The 22381-nt window shown below is 37.8% G+C and carries 17 protein-coding genes; 5 read left to right on the top strand and 12 right to left on the bottom strand.

Annotated elements, in window-relative coordinates; all coding sequences use genetic code 11:
* Positions 1-68: 68 nt before the first annotated feature.
* Positions 69-977 carry an acyltransferase family protein gene (locus G9C87_RS01160; protein ID WP_172277115.1) on the top strand — a complete coding sequence of 303 codons (909 nt, stop codon included), beginning with the start codon at positions 69-71 and terminating at the stop codon, positions 975-977.
* A 111-nt stretch (positions 978-1088) separates the two neighbouring features.
* Here G9C87_RS01160 and dnaJ read toward each other — a convergent pair whose 3' ends face one another.
* From dnaJ to proS, 5 genes are all read right to left on the bottom strand, one after another.
* Positions 1089-2204 (bottom strand): molecular chaperone DnaJ, encoded by a 1116-nt coding sequence (dnaJ, locus tag G9C87_RS01165; protein WP_172277118.1) that lies wholly within the window; start codon positions 2202-2204, stop codon positions 1089-1091.
* 97 nt (positions 2205-2301) lie between these two features.
* The gene (locus G9C87_RS01170; RefSeq protein ID WP_172277121.1) at positions 2302-2838 is read right to left on the bottom strand and encodes a nucleotide exchange factor GrpE; all 537 of its coding nucleotides are present in this window, start codon (positions 2836-2838) and stop codon (positions 2302-2304) included.
* A 75-nt stretch (positions 2839-2913) separates the two neighbouring features.
* Complete coding sequence (locus G9C87_RS01175) at positions 2914-4245, bottom strand: Nramp family divalent metal transporter (protein ID WP_172277124.1); 1332 nt, start codon at positions 4243-4245, stop codon at positions 2914-2916.
* Positions 4246-4358: 113 nt separating this feature from the next.
* Positions 4359-5660: an OmpA family protein gene (locus G9C87_RS01180; protein ID WP_172277127.1), complete on the bottom strand. Its 1302-nt coding sequence runs from the start codon at positions 5658-5660 to the stop codon at positions 4359-4361.
* Positions 5661-5776: 116 nt separating this feature from the next.
* Entirely contained in the window at positions 5777-7252 is a 1476-nt protein-coding gene (gene proS, locus G9C87_RS01185; RefSeq protein ID WP_172277130.1) for a proline--tRNA ligase, read from the bottom strand.
* A 177-nt stretch (positions 7253-7429) separates the two neighbouring features.
* Here proS and G9C87_RS20910 point away from each other — a divergent pair, with 177 nt between their 5' ends.
* Both G9C87_RS20910 and G9C87_RS01195 read left to right on the top strand, forming a co-directional pair.
* The gene (locus G9C87_RS20910) at positions 7430-8503 is read left to right on the top strand and encodes a prolyl-tRNA synthetase (RefSeq protein ID WP_273647336.1); all 1074 of its coding nucleotides are present in this window, start codon (positions 7430-7432) and stop codon (positions 8501-8503) included.
* A 34-nt stretch (positions 8504-8537) separates the two neighbouring features.
* On the top strand, positions 8538-9962 hold the full coding sequence (locus tag G9C87_RS01195) for an OmpP1/FadL family transporter (RefSeq protein ID WP_172277136.1): 1425 nt from the start codon (positions 8538-8540) through the stop codon (positions 9960-9962).
* Between the two features lie 88 nt (positions 9963-10050).
* Here the strand turns inward: G9C87_RS01195 and G9C87_RS01200 are convergent, their stop codons facing one another.
* The 4 genes from G9C87_RS01200 to G9C87_RS01215 all read right to left on the bottom strand — a co-directional run bounded on the left by G9C87_RS01200 (position 10051) and on the right by G9C87_RS01215 (position 16170).
* Entirely contained in the window at positions 10051-11703 is a 1653-nt protein-coding gene (locus G9C87_RS01200) for a RagB/SusD family nutrient uptake outer membrane protein (RefSeq protein WP_172277139.1), read from the bottom strand.
* 12 nt (positions 11704-11715) lie between these two features.
* Positions 11716-14457, bottom strand: coding sequence for a SusC/RagA family TonB-linked outer membrane protein (locus G9C87_RS01205; RefSeq protein ID WP_172277142.1), 2742 nt, complete (start codon positions 14455-14457; stop codon positions 11716-11718).
* 262 nt (positions 14458-14719) lie between these two features.
* Entirely contained in the window at positions 14720-15442 is a 723-nt protein-coding gene (locus G9C87_RS01210; RefSeq protein ID WP_172278314.1) for a ZIP family metal transporter, read from the bottom strand.
* Positions 15442-16170 (bottom strand): class I SAM-dependent methyltransferase, encoded by a 729-nt coding sequence (locus G9C87_RS01215; protein ID WP_172277145.1) that lies wholly within the window; start codon positions 16168-16170, stop codon positions 15442-15444. Before G9C87_RS01215 ends, G9C87_RS01210 begins: the two co-directional genes overlap by 1 nt.
* 135 nt (positions 16171-16305) lie before the next feature.
* Between G9C87_RS01215 and G9C87_RS01220 the strand changes: the two genes are divergently transcribed.
* Positions 16306-17469 (top strand): class I SAM-dependent RNA methyltransferase, encoded by a 1164-nt coding sequence (locus G9C87_RS01220; protein ID WP_172277148.1) that lies wholly within the window; start codon positions 16306-16308, stop codon positions 17467-17469.
* 37 nt (positions 17470-17506) lie between these two features.
* On the opposite strand, the gene G9C87_RS01225 is transcribed toward G9C87_RS01220, so the two are convergent.
* On the bottom strand, positions 17507-18238 hold the full coding sequence (locus tag G9C87_RS01225; protein WP_228456927.1) for a nuclear transport factor 2 family protein: 732 nt from the start codon (positions 18236-18238) through the stop codon (positions 17507-17509).
* Positions 18239-18990: 752 nt separating this feature from the next.
* Here G9C87_RS01225 and G9C87_RS01230 point away from each other — a divergent pair.
* Positions 18991-20421 (top strand): endo-beta-N-acetylglucosaminidase H, encoded by a 1431-nt coding sequence (locus G9C87_RS01230; RefSeq protein ID WP_172277154.1) that lies wholly within the window; start codon positions 18991-18993, stop codon positions 20419-20421.
* 57 nt (positions 20422-20478) lie between these two features.
* Here G9C87_RS01230 and G9C87_RS01235 read toward each other — a convergent pair whose 3' ends face one another.
* Together G9C87_RS01235 and G9C87_RS01240 are read right to left on the bottom strand one after the other, a co-directional pair.
* Positions 20479-21285: a helix-turn-helix domain-containing protein gene (locus G9C87_RS01235; RefSeq protein WP_172277157.1), complete on the bottom strand. Its 807-nt coding sequence runs from the start codon at positions 21283-21285 to the stop codon at positions 20479-20481.
* A 45-nt stretch (positions 21286-21330) separates the two neighbouring features.
* The gene (locus tag G9C87_RS01240) at positions 21331-22341 is read right to left on the bottom strand and encodes an SDR family NAD(P)-dependent oxidoreductase (protein WP_172277160.1); all 1011 of its coding nucleotides are present in this window, start codon (positions 22339-22341) and stop codon (positions 21331-21333) included.
* Positions 22342-22381 lie beyond the last annotated feature (40 nt).

Raw genomic sequence — 22381 nt, forward strand, 5'->3', positions numbered from 1 at the left:
CTTTTAAAAATAGACAGCAAGACGATTGACTTATCATTCTTGTTTACGCTGTATTATGTTTACGGCTCATGAGGAATCTGTCCATTGATATATTGAAAATTGTCCTTGCATTTTTTGTTGTCTTCCTGCACATGCATTTATTTCAGGATACCCGTCCTGTACTTGGTTTCGTACTTGTTAACGGGGTTTTCAGAATGGCGGTTCCCACATTTTTAATCATTACGGGATATTATTTTTATTACGTAGACAATACACAAAAGCTTAAAAAGTGGCTGGTAAGGACATTTTTGCTTTACCTGATCTGGTCGCTGGTTTATATTCCCTTCTGGAAAAAAGAAGATGTATTCATAAACATTCTATTTGGATATCATCACTTATGGTATTTGATAGGAACTTTTTTTTCAGCGATTATTTTATTTTTAATCAGGAAGAAACCGGTAGGGTTTCTAGTAGCGCTTATCGTTTTATTATTCAGTACAGGTTACGCGTTACAGACGATAGGAAATCTCCATTATTTTGGGGGCCAAAAAGACAAATTAATCAATCTTTATCCGTCTTACAGGAACTTTCTCCTGGTATGCTTTCCTTTTTTAACAATAGGATATCTGATCAATAAGCTTAACCTTGATATGAGATACAGGCCTTCACTGGTTACAGTTATTGCTTTGACCGGGCTTGTGATTTCAGAGTCTTTTTTCAATTGTATCATGATCAGTCCTACAGAAAATATTGACCTGTTGTTTTCTTTATTATTAGCCTGCCCGCTGGTATTTATCTACTGCAAAAATGTTTCTGTAATGATAGATACTAAAATTCTTGCCAGCTTGTCCACTGCAATCTACGTGATACATCCTCTGATTATGAAATGGACACTTGGTTTATATTATCCGTTCGAAATGTTGATTTTCGTGATAACATTATTAACTGCCAGTTTTATTCTTGTATTGGCTAACCGCAAACTGAAATATCTTTTGTAATGGCTTAAAAAGTTTGATCATCTATGGTCTTAGGTGAGAAAATATAAATGCCGGAACATTAAAATAGAACGCCAATAAAAAAAAGAGACCTTGAAGGCCTCTTTTTATATTTTAGTTGAAAAGATCTTTTACTTTATCAAAGAATGTCTTCTCCTTCCCGGATGGTTCTGCAACCATTTCTCCGCTGGACATCTGTTTTTCAAAGAAATCTTTCTGATCTTTCGTTAATTTTTGTGGAGTCCATACATTAATGTGTATAAACATATCTCCTTTTCCATAACTGTCAATGCTAGGAAGGCCTTTTCCGGCCAGTCTCAGGATTTTTCCTGATTGCGTACCGGGATCTACAGTGATTTTTACCTTTCCACCTACCGTAGGAACTTCTTTTTTGGTTCCCAATGCAGCTTCTGCAAATGAAATATATAACTCCTGGTGAAGATTGTCTCCTTCTCTTTTGATTGTTTTATCTACTTCTTCCTCTACGATAACAAGCAGATCTCCCGGAACTCCTCCGAACGGAGCGTCGTTACCTTTTCCTCTTACATTAAGCTGGATTCCGTCTCTTGCTCCTGCAGGAATATTGATGGTAATTTCCTCTTCATCTTTTATAAGGCCTTGTGCATTTGCACCTGCCGGGATTTTATCGGCAACTTTTCCGATACCCTGACAAGTTCCGCACGTAGCCTGTGTCTGCATTTGTCCGAACATGGTGTTCATTACTTTCACCTGAACTCCGGAACCATTACAGGTAGGACAAGTTTTAGAAGTGGCACCTTCTGCCATCTTCATTTTTTTTACTTTAAGAGTCTTTTGGGTACCGTTTACCATTTCCTCAAGATTCAGCTTGATGCGGATTCTTAAATTAGAACCTTTTACCTGCTGACGTCCACCGCCACCGAATCCGCCTCCGCCAAAATGACCACCGAAAATATCTCCAAACTGGCTGAAAATATCCTCCATATTCATTCCGCCGCCAAATCCACCGCCGAATCCGCCGTTTCCACCTACACCTGCATGACCGAACTGATCGTATCTTGCACGTTTCTGATCGTCGCTCAATACTTCATAAGCTTCGGCAGCTTCTTTAAATTTTTCTTCAGCCTCTTTATCTCCCGGATTTTTATCAGGGTGATATTTGATGGCCATTTTACGGTATGATTTTTTTATTTCTTCGGTTGAAGCAGATTTGCTTATCTCAAGAACCTCGTAATAATCTCTTTTTGACATGACAATTGTATAATTTTCAGATAAATGACAAAAGATGTGTAGAGCATATAAGGGATGTTTTCACCGGATATTGCTCACCATTTATCACTTATTAATATTAGTTTCCTGTTACTACTTTAGCAAAACGGATTACTTTATCTCCTAAAGTATATCCCGTTTCGATTACATCTACGATTTTACCTTTTAAATCATCAGATGGAGCAGGAATCTGAGTAATTGCCTCGTGAAGGTCCACATTAAAAGAATCTCCGGCTTTTACTTCCATTGATTTCAACCCCTTCTCTGTAAGTTTATTTTTGAATTTCTGATAGATAAGTTCTACACCCTGCAGATCCGCCGGATTTCCGTTTTTAGCGATTTCTTTTAACGCTCTTTCAAAATCATCCAGTACTCCAAGCATAGAAACCATCATGTCCTGATTAGCATATTGGAAGAACTCCATCTTTTCTTTGGAAGTTCTCTTTTTATAATTTTCGAACTCAGCATAAAGACGAATATAGCGGTCTTTCTCTTCTGCCAAAAGTTCTTCCGCAGTCGGAGTATTTGTCACATTTTGTTCAGAAGCATTTTCGTTCTGAATGTTGTCTTCTTGTTGCTTATTGATGTTTTCTTCGTTGATATCCTGATTTTCCATATTCAATAACTATTTTAAAGAGTTGTTTGTCAAAGATTCTGCCAAATAGCAAATATGGACATTAAGGCAGAAAAATTATTCTCCGGAAAATGTTTGATACAACAAATAAAGATTCAGGACAATGATAATGGCTGAGATAACCCAGACACAGATTTTCATGAATGGCTTATTGACGAAATCGCCCATTTTGGCTTTGTCATTAGTAAACATTACGAGTGGAACTACAGCAAAGCTGAGTTGCATGGATAAGATAACCTGGCTTAAAACCAGAAGGTCTGTTGTCCCTTTTTCTCCGTACAGAATCGCAACAATTAAAGCGGGAATAACCGCGATAAGTCTGGTTATCAATCTTCTTAACCAGGGTTTTAATCTGATGTTCAGAAAACCTTCCATTACAATTTGTCCGGCCAGTGTCCCTGTTAATGTAGAATTCTGACCTGAGGCGAGCAAAGCGATCGCAAATGCTATACTTGCCATAGAAGCACCCAGGATTGGGGTCAGCATTTTATAAGCATCATGGATATCTGCAACATGTTTATTTCCTGTGATATGGAAGGTAGCTGCTGCCAGTATTAAAATTGCTCCGTTGATGAAAAAAGCAAGCATTAAGGAGATCGTACTATCTAAAGTGGCAAATTTTATAGCTTCTTTTTTACCTGCGTTATCCCGTGTATAATCCCTCGTCTGTACAATACTGCTGTGTAAATAGAGATTGTGGGGCATTACCGTAGCTCCCAGGATTCCTATTGCAATATAGAGCATAGCAGGATTCTGAATAATTTCTTTTTGCGGAACAAGACCTCCCAATATTTCATTAACGGCCGGTTTTGAAATAACGATTTCATAAATGAAACATGCGAGAATAATAAAAATAAGTCCTCCTACAATACTTTCGATCCATCTGAATCCTTTGGCCTGGAGCAAAAGGATAAGTAAAACATCTATTGTGGTTATTACGATTCCCCAGGTAAGGGGGATATGAAAAAGCAGGTTGAGTGCGATCGCAGATCCTATAACTTCTGCGAGATCACAGGCGGCAATGGCAATCTCACAAAGGATCCACAAGATAAAATTGGTAGTCGGGCTAAAGTGGTCCCTGCAGGCTTGTGCAAGGTCTCTCTCTGTAGCTACTCCCAGCTTTACTGATAAATGCTGTAAAACCATTGCGAAAATGTTGGAAATAAGTATAACGGAAAGCAGGGTGTAGCCAAATTGAGCTCCTCCCGCGATATCGGTAGCCCAATTTCCGGGGTCCATGTATCCCACTGCAATCATTAAACCGGGACCTGCAAACGCAAGGTATTTCCTCCAGAAAGAACCGTTTTTAGGTACTTTAATGGATGAGTATACTTCTGGTAATGAGTGGAGTGTTTTATCTTTTCGCCAAGCGCCTTTTGTAAAATTCATAAATGTTAGAAATGACTAACAAATTTAATTAAATAAATGTAAATAGAAAATATATAATAAAAAAATCCCGAAAAAACTTTCGGGATCTTATACGTAGTATTTATTTTAAAAGATTATTTCGCAAATCTTATTGCCATTTTTCTGTCTTTGGCTCTTTCAGCGTCAGAAGCTTTTGCGTCTACCGTTGCAAATTTACTTCCATAACCTTCTGCACCTAATACCTGACCACCTAGATTTTGTTTGCCTAACCATTCTTTGATAAAGTTAGCTCTTGCAGTAGAAAGTTTTACATTAGAAGCTTCATTACCTGTTTTGTCAGTATATCCTCCTATTTTAATTTTAGCATCAGGATAAGCTTTTAAAATAGCTGCAAGGTTTTCCAATTGTCCCTGAGAACCTGCTTCCAGTTCTGTAGCGCTTCCTAATTTAAAATTCACATGATCGAAATCGTACCAAGTGTCTTTTAATGCATTATCATCTGCTGCATTTTTGTAGCCGTCAGATTTTAAGAATGCAATCATTCTGTCTTCCATTCCGCCTTTGTACCCTTTAAGCGCTGTACCGTTCAAGTCGATATTTTCGTCAACTTTCGTGGTTGTAGCGGCAGGTGCTGTTGCTGTATCAGAAGGAGATACTGCCGTAGCCGTATCAGAGTGTGCTCCTGTAGAATCCGCGCCCATTGTAGTGGTAGTGGTTTCTTTTTTCTCACACTGCTTCCATAAGAAGTATCCTGCAGCAATCAATAGCAGAAGAGGTAATAACCATTTCCAGATAGAACCACCTCCGTCATTTCTGTCCGGGTTGGTACCTGTTGGAGTTGTACTTCTTGTTACTTCAATTTTTGGTTCCTCCTGTACCGGCGTTTTTATGGCGTCGTTATCATTATCAAATTTATATCCTTTAGCCCAGTCACCAATATTTAATGATGCTAAAGAAAGTCCGGCAGGCAGTAAAGTAGAAACAATTCCTTTTTGATCATTCAGTAGCCCTGAAATTCCTGATGCATCCAGATTATTGTCTGCAGCATACTTTCCGATAGTACCTACTGTAGCTCCTGTTACCATATTCAGCAAAGAGCTGGAAGAATTATTACTAATTCCGGCAAAGCTCGCGATGGAATTTACCAAGCCACTCAGTTTATCTCCAAAAATGGACGTCAATAAACCTGAAATCATAGAATTATTAGAAGAGCCTCCTAATAAATTACTTAAAATTCCATTAGATGAAGCACTGGTGATTGCATCTAAAACTCCCGGATTATTAGCATTATTAGCTAATCCACCAACAACGGCAGGCAATAAACCTCCAATTGCTTTTGAAATACCAGACTCACTTTCTCCAAGCTGTGAAGCCGCCTGAGAAACTAAAGCGGGACCCAATTGTCCTTTAATTAAATCAATAACGTTTAAAGACATAATAAATATTTTTTAGATTAATGTTGACATAAAATTAAACAAAAATCTGTCCAAATGTCATATTTTTTAAATATTTATTTGATTTTCAACGTTTTTTTTGCAAATGATTAAAATTATTAATACGCTTTAGCGAACAGTACGCGTCTCTTAGAAGGCTTTCCGGAGATTAATGAAACACCTTCTTCAATATCATCATCCAAAGGGATACATCTGATGGTCGCTTTCGTTTCTTCCTTGATTTGTTCTTCTTCTTCAGCGGTACCATCCCAATGTGCATAGATGAATCCTCCTTTTTCTTCCAGAACTTTTTTAAACTCTTCGTAAGAATCCACTTTAGTCATATTTTCTTCTCTGAAATTAAGAGCCTTGGTGTAAAGATCTTTCTGGATGGTTTTTAATAATTGATTGATATGGGAATCCAATCCTTCAATAGAAACCGTTTCTTTGGTCAGGTTATCCCTTCTTGCAATTTCAACCGATTTATTTTCCAGATCTTTTGGTCCGATTGCAATTCTTACAGGAACACCTTTTAATTCATATTCAGCAAATTTCCAGCCCGGCTTGTTTTGGGTGTCATTATCAAATTTCACCGAAATACCTTTAGCTCTAAGCTTTGTCTGAATGTCTAAAGCAACCTCACTGATTTGGCTCAGTTGTTCTTCTCCTTTGAAGATCGGAACAATAACCACTTGTATTGGAGCTAAAGTTGGAGGCAATACCAATCCGAAATCGTCAGAGTGTGTCATGATCAACGCTCCCATTAATCGGGTAGAAGTTCCCCATGATGTAGCCCATGCGTGTTCTATTTTTCCTTCTTTGTTGGTGAATTTCACATCAAAAGCTTTTGCGAAATTCTGGCCCAAAAAGTGAGAAGTACCAGCCTGAAGAGCTTTTCCATCCTGCATCAATGCCTCAATACAATAGGTTTCATCCGCTCCCGCAAACCTTTCGGAAGGGGTCTTTAATCCCTGGACTACAGGCATTGCCATAAAGTTCTCTGCAAAATCTGCATACACTTTATTCATCTTTTCTGCTTCTTCTATGGCCTCATCTTTGGTTGCGTGAGCCGTGTGACCTTCCTGCCATAAGAATTCAGAGGTTCTCAGGAATAGACGGGTTCTCATTTCCCAACGAACAACATTCGCCCACTGATTGATCAATATCGGTAGATCTCTGTATGATTGGATCCAGCTTTTATAAGTATTCCAGATAATAGCTTCCGAGGTAGGACGAACGATAAGTTCCTCCTCCAGCTTGGCATCAGGGTCTACTATCAGCTTGTGAGGATTATCCGGATCTGTTTTTAATCTGTAATGGGTAACAACGGCGCATTCTTTTGCAAAACCTTCTGCATTTTTCTCCTCAGCTTCGAACAGACTTTTGGGTACAAAAAGCGGGAAATAAGCATTAACGTGACCTGTTTCTTTGAATTTTCTATCCATTTCATCACGCATTTTTTCCCAGATCGCATATCCGTATGGTTTTATAACCATACTTCCACGTACTCCGGAGTTTTCTGCCAGATCTGCTTTTACAACTAACTCGTTATACCACTTGCTGTAATCTTCGCTCCTTGAGGTTAATTTTGCCATTGTTTTTTTTAATTTTTTTTAACTTTTTAACATTATTGTTATCTAAAAATAAAAATCTATTTTTGATAGATTTTTTTACCGATGTTTGGTACATTTTTGGTACACATTGCAAATATAATTTAAATTAAAAATCTTTACGTTATCATGAAAAAAAATATACATAAAAATTTATTTGGTATGCTAAAATCCAAAGGTATTTTAGCCATATCAAGTGGATTGTTATTAATGTCTTGTGGTGCACAGATGGGAGGGTACAGCGAGACCGACGGGGTCTATTATGATCCCAATAAAGATACGCTGCCAGAAGGAGTGATCATTAATGGCGGAAACAGGGTTGGAGAATACTATGATTACTATCAGGATGCAAACAATACCAATCTTATTCAGAATGCGGAAACCAACTCCAAAGATCAGGATAACAAATATAGCACATGGGGAGGCGATTCATGGAATAATACCGCAACAGATTCTGATTGGGGCGCTTTTGCCGGATCTCAGACCAACTATTACGACAACTCATGGGGTTCACCATGGGGCTGGGGTGGTTGGTATGGAGGCTATAGCCCATATTGGGGCTGGAACAGAGGCTGGGGCTTCGGAATGTCCTTCGGCTGGGGCTGGGGCGGCTCATGGGGCTGGGGTGGTTACCCTTACTGGGGATGGAACTATGGAGGATTTTATGATCCTTTCTGGGGCTGGGGCGGCGGCTACTACGGAAACCCATATTGGGGCTGGGGTGGCGGTTACTGGGGTAATGGATATTACAACAGACCGGCTTACAGGAGAAGTGGTGCTGACGGAAGACTTGGATATGGTTTAAGCGGATATAACGGAAGTAACGGATCAGTATACAGAAACAATATCAATAACTCTGCATTCAGAAACAATTCTGCAGGTTCAGGATTCAGAAACAATACGAATGGTTCAGGGTTCAGAAATAACAATGGTGGTTTCAGAAACGGAACAATGACTAATGGTAACAATTCCGGATTCAGAGGTAACAATAACAGTGGTTTCAGAAATAATAATTCAGGATATCGTAATCCTAATATGAATACTCAGCCAAGACCTAATTACGACAGCCAGCCAAGATACAGAAACGATAGTGGTTTCAGATCAAATGACAACGGTGGCTTCAGATCCGGAGGATTCAACTCTGGTGGCGGAGGTGGTTTCCGTGGCGGTTCCGGTGGAGGCGGCGGTGGATTTAGATCCGGCGGCGGCGGCGGCTTCAGATCAGGAGGCAGATAATTTTTAAACATAATAACTAACTATTCAAATAATAATGTTAAAAAAATCTTTAGTAGTACTAGGTATTTCTGCTGCTTACTTTGTGCAGGCACAGGATATTTCTACAATCAGGAATTCGATTGATGTTTATTCTAACACTCCGATGATAGGTTCTTCAAAATTTAATGCGATGGCCGGCTCTAACGGAGCTCTTGGAGGTGATGCTACTTCATTGATGACAAACCCTGCCGGATTAGGTGTTGCTATTGCGGGAGATGTATCGGCAACGTTGTTTTTAAGCAATACTAAAAATACCAGCTCTCTGGCTGGATCTTCAACAGATTATAAATTAAATAAATTTACGCTTGGAAATGTTGGTGGTGTTGCAACGATCCAGCTGATGACAGAATCACCATGGAAGTTCATTAATATCGGTGCCAATCTATCAACGCAGTCTCTTGAGAATTATGTTGAGAGCCCGGGGAATTCCAATGTAGTGATCTCCAAAAACCTGTTAGATTCTAATGGAAATCCTGTGGTAGGTAACCTGTCTTACCTTGGGCATGCTTATAACAGATATGGTAATCAGACCAAATTTAACCTGGGGGTGGGTGCGAACTATAACAATTCACTTTATCTGGGAGCAAGCATTAATATGCATTACGCTGAAATCGATCAGTATGACAGTGCTTTATTCGGGCTTAATCTGGATGGATCGGTGAATACTTTTGATAAGCAGTATACCCCGTTTTCGGAAAAATCAAATGGTTTTTCAGCAACAGTAGGGGTTATCGGAAAATTAAGCAATCAGTTCAGATTGGGAGCATCTATTGAAACACCGACCTGGTGGAATATCGACAGGGTTTTCCGCGAGTATTATGACGGAAGTAACGGGATCAATTATGACAACTATGTGGAAGACAGGAATTTCAGGTCTCCGATGAAGGCTACTGTAAGTGGTGCGTTTGTTCCCAATAAGAATTTTGCCATTAACGTAGACTATACTTTAGGACTTACAAAACCTAAATATGAAGTACAAGGTGCTGCGGAAAGAGAATTGAATTCTTTCTTCAGTGACAATTATAAAAACCTATCGGAAGTAAGGGTAGGTGCGGAATACAGAATTAAGGCATTCAGAATAAGAGGTGGGTATTCCTATACATCAAGTCCTTTTGATGCTTTTACGATCAGTTCTTATTCCAATGCAGGAGTTGCAGGGGATAACAGCTATAGTAATTTGATTTTGGGAGAAAGAAATACGATAGGAGCAGGTATCGGATATGATTTTGGAAACTTCTATGTGGATGCAGCGTATCAGAATGTCAGCTCAAAATATAATAACCCATTCCTTAGAGGGAGTGCTGACCTGGGAACAGGATATTATTCAGGTGATTTTGATGTAAATACACCAACATCCGTTGTTTCTAGTGTGAAAAGCAACAGAGATAACTTCTTTCTTACAGTCGGCTGGAAATTCTAATTTCCGGATTGTGTAGCAAGTGATTAAATTGAGGCTCCGAATTTTTAATTCGGAGCTTTTAATTTATATGCATTGGAGTAAGATCTGATTAATCAGGATTCTGGATCAGATTGGGCTGGATCTGAATCTGTTGTTCAGGAATATATTCAATAATTCTGTTGCTGGTATAAGGAACCGTATAAAAGGGATTATTTCCGTTTAAATGGGTTCCCGGATAATTACGGTCGAGACTTAATTTATTTCTGAAGACATCATATTTTCTATGTGCTTCAAAAGCCATTTCAAGTCTTCTTTCCTGAAGAACCAAGTCTAAAATAGTTTGTCCTGATGGAACTGAAGGATATGCTGGAATTCCCGCTCTTGTTCTGATCGTGTTTACGTCAGCCAGTGCTGAAGCTGAATTTCCCTTTTTAGCATAGCCTTCGGCCCGGTTCAGATACATTTCAGCCAATCTCAGAATAACAGGTGACCATAATTGAGGAACTCCTTCCTGTAATGAACATTTTAAAACATAGAATTTCGGATAACCGTTTCTTTTGTCCATATCATTGTCCAGATTTACATAAACTTTTACGTTATTAGAATTAATAAAGTAATAATTCGTTTTGGTAGGCAAAATTTCTGATTGCACCTGATAGTTAACATTATTCATTGTGAAATAGGTATTCCCTCCCTGCTGGAATGTTTTCTGAAAAGTGTAATTATAAGTTATTCCTCCGGAAGCATTTGTACCTTGTTGTACCCAATAAGCAACAGGAACAGATGGGGTTGCATATTTCGGAGAAATGAACTTCAATCGTGCATCCTGCGGATTTTGATTGATCAGATCCAGATAAGAAGAAGACGCGTACATCTCACCCCAGCCTACATTTTGAATATTGGCATACATGGATCCTATAGTGTACCAGCCATCACTGTAATCACCATCTTTATTATATTTGAATGCAAAAATGGTTTCTTTGTTGGTTTCAGGAGTTTTCGTGGCATAAGAAGGAAGTTCGGAATTAGACAATAGCATATACTTTCCGGAATTAATCACCTTATCAGCATATTCAATAGCTTTATCATTATTTTCCATATACAGATACACTCTGGATAGCAGTGCTTGAGCAGCTTCTTTAGATGCGTATGTGTTGTTTTTATCGAGAGTCATCAATTGTTCCGCTTTTCTCAGATCATTGACTACCTGATCGTAAATTTGACCTACCGTGGCCCTGCCGGGTAATTCGTTTACATCATCCGATGTTTTTAATGGTACTCCCAGATTGCCGGTTCCCTGATTGTAAGGTTTTCCAAATACATTTACCAAAGAAAAATAAACGTAGGCCCTTAGGAAATAATTTTCCCCGATCAGCTGATCGGTATTGGTATCTTTTCCTTCGGCAAATTTGGAAATAACTTTATTGCATCCAATGATAGCCTTATATCCTGCATTCCATATCGTATTGGAGCGGCCATTATTTTTAATACTTCTGTAGTTATAATAATAAAAGAACTGATCGGTGGTCGTACCGCTGATATCAATATTATCTCCGCCATATTCACCCACTCTGTAAAGATTGTTGAAAAATCCTCCTCCTGTTGCATCTCCTTTCAAAAGAGCATAGTTTCCGAGAGTAATGGTCTGTAGCCCTGTTGGATCTGTTAATATGGTATCAGACTCTTTTGAATCATATGGAGACCTGTCTATATTACAAGCTACCGATGTTAGTGCGATAAGTGCTAAAAATATCTTTTTCATGTTTTGTAAGTTTTAAAAGGTGAAGGTGAAACCAAGAGAAAATCTTCTTGGGATAGGATAAATTGCGCCTGCTGTTCCGGAATAGGTAGTTTGGTTATCTGCAGGTCCGGCTTCCGGATCTACTCCGGAAAATTTAGTAATGGTAAAGAGATTTTCCCCCATGATATAAATACTTGCCGAAGAGACTTTAAGTTTTTCCGCTAAAGAATCTGGAAAATTGTATCCTAACCTCAGGGATCTTAATTTCATATAGCTTGCATCTTCAAGGTACCTTGAAGAAGGCTTGTTGGTAAGTGTATTATTGTTGAAAATTGCTACAGGATGTGTGGCTATATCTCCAGGTTTTTCCCATCTCTTCCAGCTATCCTTCAGGACCATTTGGTTGTAGTAAGGATAAGCGCCATCAGAATCAAACAGTTCCCGGTAGGAGTTGTAAATCTGTCCTCCCTGCGAAAAATAAATATTGGCATTAAGGTAAAACCTTTTTACGGTAAGATTGGTACTGAAAGATCCATAATAATCGGGTGTAGCAGCGCCTACAATCTGCAGTGTGGCCTGATTGTAATTTGATGTAACACTTTTGGTTCCATCAGCGTTAATCACTTCCCATTGCCCTGCGCCATTATCAGGATTTACCCCCATCCATTTTCGCATATAGAATGAAGTAACATCGTTTCCGGCAATAGCGACCTGATTATTGGATAGAAGCTGGATGCTGTTGTTTCTTGTTGAAAGAACCCTGTTGTTGTAGGTACTGATATTGAAACCAATATCCCAGTTCACATTTTCAGATTTAATGACAGCATAATTAACATTGAATTCCCATCCTTTATTTCTTACGTCTCCTACATTCAGGTATTGTCTGTCGACTCCTGTTAATGACGGAAGGGTAACGAGCATCAGAAGATCTTTGGTTTTATTATTAAAATAATCCACGTTCAGGGTCAGGCGGTTATTGAATGCACGGATATCCGTACCAATATTATTCTGATAAATCGACTCCCAGGTTAGATTAGGATTGCCTAGCTGGAACCATGTTGCTCCTATCTGAGCATTGTACATCTGAGTCAGCGCATAGAGGTCCTGCCATCCGTAATTAGGACTTGGGGTATTTCCTACAAGTCCCCTGCTGGCTCTTAATTTCCATTCGTTGATTGGTTTTACTCCGAAAAATTTTTCTTTGTGAATATTCCATCCTAAACTGTATGAATAAAATAATCCATTTCTCTGGCTGGCACCAAATGCAGAAGAAGATTCACTTCTTAAAGAACCCTGAATGAAATATTTTTTATCATATACATATTCTGCGTTGAAAAGAAATGCATTGTATGCCCTGTCATATTTTGTGCCTGAGGGCTTTCTTCCTGTCGTTGCTCCGTTGTCGAAGACGTCTGTTCCCGGAACAATTCCGTATACACCGGCTCTGGAAACCTTATATATTCTGTCGTTATACTCATAGGCTGCTAAAGCATTTACGTTATGAACTCCAAAATCTTTGTCGAATCTCAACATCTGGTTAAAGAATTTGCTTACATCTTTGGAATAGGATTCTGTTAATTCACCTTTGTTACTATCCCCCGCAATGGATCTCGGATCGGTATAATACATATCGTCATAATTTCTGTAGGTGACATTATTGGTAGTAACAAACTTTAAATAATCTGTAAATTTAATTTCAGCATCAAAATTCCCGATCAGATCCAGCTGATTGCTTTTACCATAGTTCCATTGCAAATCGTAAAGGTAATTGGAGTAATCTCTTCCATACCATGTTCCACTATATGAATTAGGGTTTATGAGACTTCCATCCGGGGCTTTTGGATTATCCCAAGGCATATTGAGGTACATCTGATACAGAGAACCCTGACGGTCTTTTCCGCTGGTATATGATAGACTCACTTTGGGTTTTAATATCAGCCAGGGCTTTACGGTATGTTCATGATTGATCCTGAATGACAATCTGTTATAGTCGTATCCTCTTACAGTTCCGGTTTCGTCATAATAGTTTCCGGAAATGTACGTCCTTGAATTTTGAGAGCCTCCTCTGAAATCAATGGTGTAGTTTTGAACTACTCCCGTCTGTGTGCCGTTTTTCAGCCAGTTATATCCAGGATTTCTGAGTTCGGAAGGGATTGAAGGGGCATTTTTTAATGAAGTGAAATAATCATATAATTGGGTACCATCCATCAGTTTGAAGCGCCCGTTATTGAATGTATTAAACGAATTGTTTACAGAAACATTCATCGTGCTTTTTCCTGCTGTTCCGGATTTTGTGAAGACCTGTACAATTCCGTTTGCTCCCCTGGAACCATACAAGGCTGTTGATGTCGCATCTTTCAAAATGTTGATGCTTTCGATTTGATTGGGATCCAGATTGGGAGTTCCGTTCATCATTACACCGTCTACGACCCATAATGCCTGGCTTGGACCGTTGATGGTAGCGGTACCCCTGATTTTTACGGTTGCTGAAGATCCCGGACCGCCTCCTCCCTGCATAATTTGTGCTCCTGCGGCTTTTCCTTGTAAGAGACTTGATACATCAGAGGTATTGGCATCTTTTAGTTTTTTGTCAGAAATAATTGAGACAGCTGCTGTAAGACTCGATCTTTTTTGAGTTTTGTATCCTACAATTACAACATCTTCAATGCTTTTTTCCCTCAGGGTGTCTTTTTTTTTATTCGTTTGGGCGGATAAAATACCGCATAATAAAAAACAGGACACAGCTGTTGTCAAACGTTTAGTTCGTTTATTCATACGTAAGTGATTTAGTGGCGGGGCTAAAGTACAAAAAAAATTACATCAATATTAATTTGATATAAAAATTATGAATAATTAAAAGAATTAGCTAATTGTTTGATTGTGCGATGTATTATACACTTTAATTGTTTGTTTTCCGTAATTTTCTCTATAAAAGGAATTATCTTGCCAATTATAAGTTTCCTCTAGTCAGGGTTTTATGAATTAAATTGTAGTGATTTTTAAATACAACTAAGGCCGGATTTACATAGGGCTGTTCCTAATGACCGGAAACCACTGAATGTGAATGGAAGAGGTGCATGATCAGGGCAAGTGATATACCAAGGATTACTAAACCTATTTTCGTCCAGTCAATATTATGGTTTTTATTACTTTCAAAAATAATTACTGATGAGATATGCAAGAAAATTCCTCCGACAATTGCCAGAAAATAAGGCTGTAACTCCGGATTGAAATAATTTCCCAATAACATTCCCATAGGAGAGGCGAGCGCAAATAATGCAATGATCATATAGGTAGGATACGGTGATCTTTTCTCTCCCTCCTTTCTGTTGAATAAAAAGGCTCCCAAAATAAATGAAATAGGAATGTTATGAAAAACGATACCAAGTAGATAGGGTGATAATACTTCTTTTTCATTTCCTAAAGGAATACCTTCTATAAATGCATGGACAAACAATCCGGCCATTAAAGCAACGGGAAGTATATTATGATCGTTATGATGATGAAAGTGACCATGCTCAAACCCTTTGGTTAAAGCTTCCAGAATCATTTGTAATAAGACACCCAGAATTACAAAAATACCTATAATATTACTTTTTTCTGAAGTGTAAACCTGTGGAAAAACCTCGTTCAAACAGATGGTAATAAGAAACCCTGCACTCAAAATCAAAAGATTTTTAGCCAGTTTTTCTTTTTTACCAAAATGCTTTCCAAGAAATACTCCTGCGATTACACTTAAAATCAGTAAAAGGACTATGATCATGATTTTTTCTTAAATAAATTGATACAGCGTGGTGACGTTTCTTTATTAAAGCTATTCAATTGATAATCACCCCAGATTTTCAACCGTTCAAAGCCACATTCTGAAGCGTAGGAATTGATTTCTTCCAGTGTATGTAGCTTTACCTTCTCAAAAAAATGATAAGGCTTTCCTTTAGATTCAAACCGGATGTCTTTGATAATATGTCTTCCTTCAATTTTTTTGCAGATTTTAAAATCGATATCACCGCGGTTGATGACTGATTCCGGAACAATTTTACTTCTTACGTACTCTTCGTTCAGATAATCAAGAACAAAATAGCCTCCAGGCTTTAAAACAGAATAAACGGATTGGAAAACTTTTTTATCATCACTTTCCTGGTCAAAATATCCGAAACTCGTAAAAAGATTAAAAACGGCATCCACAGGATCTGCATCGATAGGGTTTCGCATGTCATGAACATCGAAAATAAGGGTTTGGTTTTCAAACTGCTTATCAAACTCAATACTTTGTCTTGATAAATCAAGCCCCAAGACATCATATCCCAATTTATTAAGGAATACGGAATGTCTTCCTTTTCCGCAGGCAAGGTCAATAATTTTAGAAGAAGGCGGCAGCTGAAGACTTTGAGTAAGCTTTGTAATAAAGTTTTCAGCTTCCGTATAGTCCCTGTTGCTATAAAGTAAATGATAATAAGGGGTATCAAACCAAGATTCAAACCATTCCATAATGCAAAAATAACTAAATTTGTGCGGTAAAAGGAAAAGTATTTTAAGATTGAAAGATTGAAAAATTCAATTAATCAAAATATTGGAAGGCTAATCTTTTAATTTTTAAATTATTAAATCTTTTAATAACTATTTATGGACATAGAAAATATAAAAATTCAGATAAAAACTTTCTTCGGATTGGAACAGATCTTAGCTGAAGAGATTAAAAAATTAGGAGGACGAAATGTTGAAGTTAAAAACCGCGCGGTAAACTGTGAAGGAGATTTAGGTTTTCTTTATAAAATCAATTACTCGGCAAGAACGGCATTGAAGATCCTGGTACCGGTTTTTGAATTCAAGGCTTTTAATCAGCATCAGTTTTATGACAAGCTTTTTAAGCTGGAATGGGAGCAGTTTATGGATGTGGATCAATCATTTGCAATTGATGCTACCGTAAATTCAGAGACCTTTAAGCATTCACAATTTGTTACATTAAAAATGAAGGATGCTATTGTGGATTACTTTCAGGAAAAATTCAAAAAGCGCCCTAATGTGGAGCCTAAAAGTCCTGATATCAAGTTCCATTTGCATATCGACAGGGAGTTAGTAACAATTTCTCTGGATTCTTCAGGTGATCCTTTATTCAAAAGAGGATACAGAAAAGAACAGGGTGAGGCACCTATTAATGAGGTATTGGCAAGTGGAATGCTTCAGCTTGCCGGATGGGACGGAAAAGGAAATTTTCTGGATCCGATGTGTGGCTCAGGAACTCTTCTGATCGAAGCAGCAATGATTGCTATGGATCTTCCTGCACAGATTTTCAGGAAAAGATTTGCATTCCAAAACTGGAACAATTATGATAATGATCTTTTTACTAAGATCAAGGAATTCAGAATCAATAGAGTGAAAGAATTTCAGGGTAAAATTGTAGGGTACGATATAGACGGAAGAATGCTTAACGCTGCCCGTACCAATATCGAGTCGGCTGAAATGGAAGATGTAATTGAAGTTAAGAGGCAAAACTTTTTTGAGTCTAAAAAAGAACTTTTCCCTTTATTAATGGTTTTCAATCCACCATATGATGAAAGAATCTCTATTAATGATGATGAGTTTTACAAGAAAATCGGAGATACTTTTAAAACCCATTACCCGAATACTTTAGCCTGGCTGATTTCTTCAGATCTTGAAGCGGTAAAGAAAATAGGACTTCGTCCTTCCAGAAAGATTAAGCTCTTCAACGGAAAACTGGAGACAAGATTTTTACAATACGAAATGTACGAGGGAACTAAAAAGGTACATAAACTGGAAAATCAATAAAATGAGATAAAGCCTTCCTTATTGGAAGGCTTTTTATTTATTTCGTAAAATAATCTTCTTCGATAAGATTCCCGTTTTCATAAACATTCATTTTTATGATCTTATTTTTTTCTTTTACAAATTCAAACACAAGATCCTTTTCTTTTGTAAAGAATCTGTTTTCTGTTTCCGGATAAAGTAAAAGCGTTTTACCTCCAACAGTCAGATTCAGGATGGAATTTTTGGGTTCAACGCTAATAATTCCGTTTTTCCTGCTATTGTAATTACCTTGATAGGTTTTCAGAATTTGATCCTTTAACGGTATTTCCTTTCTTTCATTTTGGTATGGTGCCGGGCCGTGGTCATAACTTAAAACCCTGGACATTTTCCATTTTCCGTTCTCTAAAATCCAAAGATCAGTGAACTTGGCCAAACCATCCCTGAATTCTTTTTTACCCGTTTCATTGATGTAGAAATAATGATCACCGGAAATAATTAAACCGTACAGCTTATCGTCTTTTTTCATTGGGAAAACCCTGACAGTCTTATCAATTGCTTCTCTCCTTAAATGGAAATCCTTATTTCCGCAAAGGTTTTTCTGGAATGTAATTTTTAATGCTTCGTCCCCTTTTGTTATTCCTCCCTTATCATGATAGAATTCAACATCAGCAGGAATAAAACGCATCATTTCACTCACATTGCATTTGTTGTAGGCTACCCAGAACATACTATCACTTTTTACTCCTTCCTTCATTAAAGTTTCAGTATTTTGACCGGGAATTGTCGTCAAGGTAAATATTAAAATAAATAATGTTAGGATATATTTTCTCATTATAGTAGGCTTGTATGTTGTAAGACAAATATGACAAATTTTATCATAAGGAATGTTGATCTGCAAAAATATTTTATTAGCATAGTTCTATGGAATTAAAGATCTATATTTGATTTTATAAAGTGATTTAAATTTATTGCGTGTCTTGGAATATTTTTGATGCAATCGAAGCCGTTTTTGATCTCCTGAATTTATTAGATAGTCCATCCTGGAGAAAGGAACAGAAATCTAAGAAAATTAAAAGCTCAAAGTATAAACTTGAGTGGACAAGTGCTGGCCTAATCTTTACAGGCTCTGTATTATTATTTTTTATTTTTAAAGAACCATTACCCGTTCAATATCCTTTTCAAACATTATTCGTCGGTATTCTAATTGGTATTTTCATCGCTTCTTTATGTTGTTTTGTTATGCATATTCTGACTGTATTTTATTTCAGAAGTTTGTTTTCCATGATTTTTTTCTGCGTTTCTCTGATTCTTTTTTCTAGTGCATCGGTATTATTCCTCTATTTTAAATCCGGATTATTTTTATAACAAGCTCAATTTCCCTCTTCTATTATCAACTTTAAAACGTTTTAATGTAGTTTGATTTTATATTAATAGCTGTTTTGTATTTTCATTGATAAAATAATAGGTGATTTTGATAATTTATTATTAATTAATTGTTAAGGTTTATTTTAGATTCGTAATAAACAGTTAAATACTTTTATTATGAAAAAAATTAGCTTACTATCCCTACTTATTCTGTTGATAGGTGTTTTCAGCGTTATATCATGTAATTCCGATCCTTTGGATGATTCAGTAACGTCACAGGATAATTCCTTATCAGCAAAGAGTAGTTTAACCTCTAAAGTGGCTGCTTTTGGTAAGAATCCACTTTCTGTAATGTATGTTGAGGTCAACAACAATGATATCAGGGAAGTTGGTAAATATAAATTGGCAGACGGAAGACAACTTTTTGATGTGGCAATTATTTTTGCCGCCAACATCAATTATAATACGACAACCCAAAAGGCTTATTTGTATTTTAATCCTCAGGTAACCAACGTGCTCAGCAATAAAAATACCTATATAAAACCTTTGCAGGAAAAGGGTATTAAAGTAATGTTATCCATTCTGGGAAATCATCAGGGAGCAGGATTTGCTAACTTTCCCAGCCAGGCTGCTGCACAGGCTTTTGCCCAGGAACTGGCTGATGCTGTAAATACGTACGGATTAGACGGAATTGATTTTGATGATGAATATGCAAATTATGGTGCCAATGGAACAGGGCAGGCTAATCAGTCTTCATTTGTATACCTTGTAACGGCGCTTAGAGACTTACTTCCTGATAAAATTATTTCTTTTTACAATATCGGACCTTCTGCAAGCAACCTTTCCTATAATGGGGTCACTGTTGGGTCAAAGGTAGATTATGCATGGAACCCTTATTACAGTACATACTCAGCACCTAATATCCCAGGCCTTGATAGCGCTCATAAAGGGGCTGCGGCTGTCAATGTAAACTCTTCAACTTCCAGCTATACAAGTACTTCTACGGTTTCAAATTTTGCACAGAGAACCAAAGATGACGGATATGGCGTATTTTTATATTATGATCTTGGAGCTACCAATATCGCCTCTTATTTTACCAATGCTACAAGTATATTGTATGGGCAAAATACAGTGTATGGAGACGGGACAACAACACCTACGACAGGAATTACTTCGGGGGCCACTTATCAATTGGTTTCTGCGACCAATGGAACAAGCATGCTGGATGTTTTGAATGCAGGTACTACAGATGGAACAAAAGTTCAGCTATGGGCATCCAATGGCAATACGGCACAAAAATGGAAAATTACTGACGTGGGAGGAGGGTATTATAAGCTCCAACCTTTGAATGCACCCACAAAATCTTTAGATGTATCCAATTCCGGGACAACAAACGGAACCCAGGTGCAAATCTATACTGATAATGGAACCAACGCACAGAAATGGAAAATAACATCCGTAGGAAATGATTATTATACTTTGTCACCTGCTCACGCATCAGGCTTTAATCTGGATGTGAATAATGGTTCTTCAGCTAACGGAACAAAAATTCAGATCTGGACGGCAAATACAGGAAATGCACAAAAATGGAAGTTGGTAAAATTATAATCCGGTAATTTACATGTAAAAGGACAGATTTCAACATGGAGTCTGTCCTTTTTATTTTTATCTGATCATGGATGGAGCGTAGCCATATTGCTTTTTGAATGCATAGGAGAAGTGGGATAAATCCTCAAAGCCTACTTCCATAAATATATCTGATGGTTTCTTATGTTTTTCAGCAAGGTGGTAATGAGCTAATTCAAGTCTTTTACGGGTAAGCCACCGCTGAGGTGTGGTTTGAAATGTTTTTCGGAAATCCCGGTTGAAAGTGGACAAACTTCTTCCTGTAAGGTAACCAAATCGTTCCAAAGGCATATTGAACATATAATTTTTCTCCATAAAATCAACGAGATTGATTTTTCCGGGTTCCTCAAAATCAGCTAAAACAGTGTCAATTTCCGGATTAATTTCCCGTAGAATACTGATTGATTCCATGATTTTCAGTGATGCGATATGTTCCGGGAAAGTTTGGGTCATCTCAAAATAGGGTATTAATGAGGCAAGGCAACTTTGTAATAAAGGATGATTGCTGAAACTGAAGATTTCAGGTTCTTTCCGGATTACAGAATCCTGGATATCCATATTTGAATAAAACTGCTTTAAACGGTCTGTCGTAAGATGCATTACTACTGCTTTATGGGGGCGGCCGTCTTTAGGATAATTAATAATTGTTGCCAATTGGTTCCTCGGAATAAGAAAAATGTCTCCCGATGTAAAATGATAAGAGCGATCGGCCTGGATGATCTTCGTTTCCCCGGAAATAAACCACACCAGCATATGATATTCAAAAACAGTTTCAGTTTTAAATAATTTATCTTCATAGGAAGAAAGCTTAATATCCGGTGTGATGTATTTGATGTGAAAATCCATTGCTTCTAGTTTTCAATAACAAAATTATTCATTTTCAAAGTATATTTATCCTATATTGAATGGAATTCCAACCATTTCTTCGCTAAGTTTCCAGAGATGTTCAGCATTTTGTTTATCCAGAGAATAAGATTGTACTCCTCGTATAGTGGCAGGGTCATCAAACCGGTGCTCAATTTGTCCGTGGTCTATCTCTGCAATATCGCAGTTTTCACAATACACTCCTCCGATGTCATGGAGAAGAGGGCTTGTGGCGCACCATACTGTTGTTGCTGCTCCCTGGGGAATGGTTTTTAATCTGGCTTCCACTTCAGGTTTTATGTTTCCATCCTCGTCATGGGTACCTATTTGCTTGAACAGGTCTATGGGTTCTTCTCTTCCTAAATCAGTTCCGTATACAGAACCCGGATGGACGGAATAAGCCCTTACATTAAATGCCTTTCCTCTTGCGTCAAGCTCTACAGCGAAAAGATTGCATGCTGTTTTTGACTGGCCATATCCGAGTAGGGTTTGATATTCCCGATGCTCAAAATTAGGATCTTCAAAATTAAATGGCGCCATCTGGTGTCCATAAGATGAAACACTGATTACTCTGGCTCCGTTAGCTTTTTTTAGGGCAGGCCATAATCTGGCGGTAAGGTGGAATTGTCCCAGGTAATTGGTGGCGAGCTGTGATTCGATTCCGCGGCTATCTCTGCGGAGCGGAACCCACATAATTCCGGCATTATTGATCAGGAGATCCAATTTTTTTCCTGAAGCAATAAATTTTTCTGCAAAGGCATCAATGGATTGAGGATCCATAAGGTCCAGTAATTCAAATTCAATGTTTTGAACTCCTGACAGGTTTTTCCTTGCTTTTTCAATATCCCTGGCAGGAACGATGACTTGCGCACCTGCCGAAACCAGAGTTTTCGTAGTCTCAAGGCCGATTCCTGCATATCCACCGGTAATAATAACCGTTTTTCCAGTAAGATCAATTCCTTTAATAACATCCCAGCTTGTTGATTGTGCATTGAAACCGGAATGGATCGGACTTTGTACATTTTTGTCTTGTATCATGTTTTTATTTTTAATTGATATGACAAAGGTATAGCGTACA

Source organism: Chryseobacterium sp. LAM-KRS1, from assembly GCF_013184525.1.
GTDB classification, from domain to species: Bacteria; Bacteroidota; Bacteroidia; order Flavobacteriales; family Weeksellaceae; genus Chryseobacterium; species Chryseobacterium proteolyticum.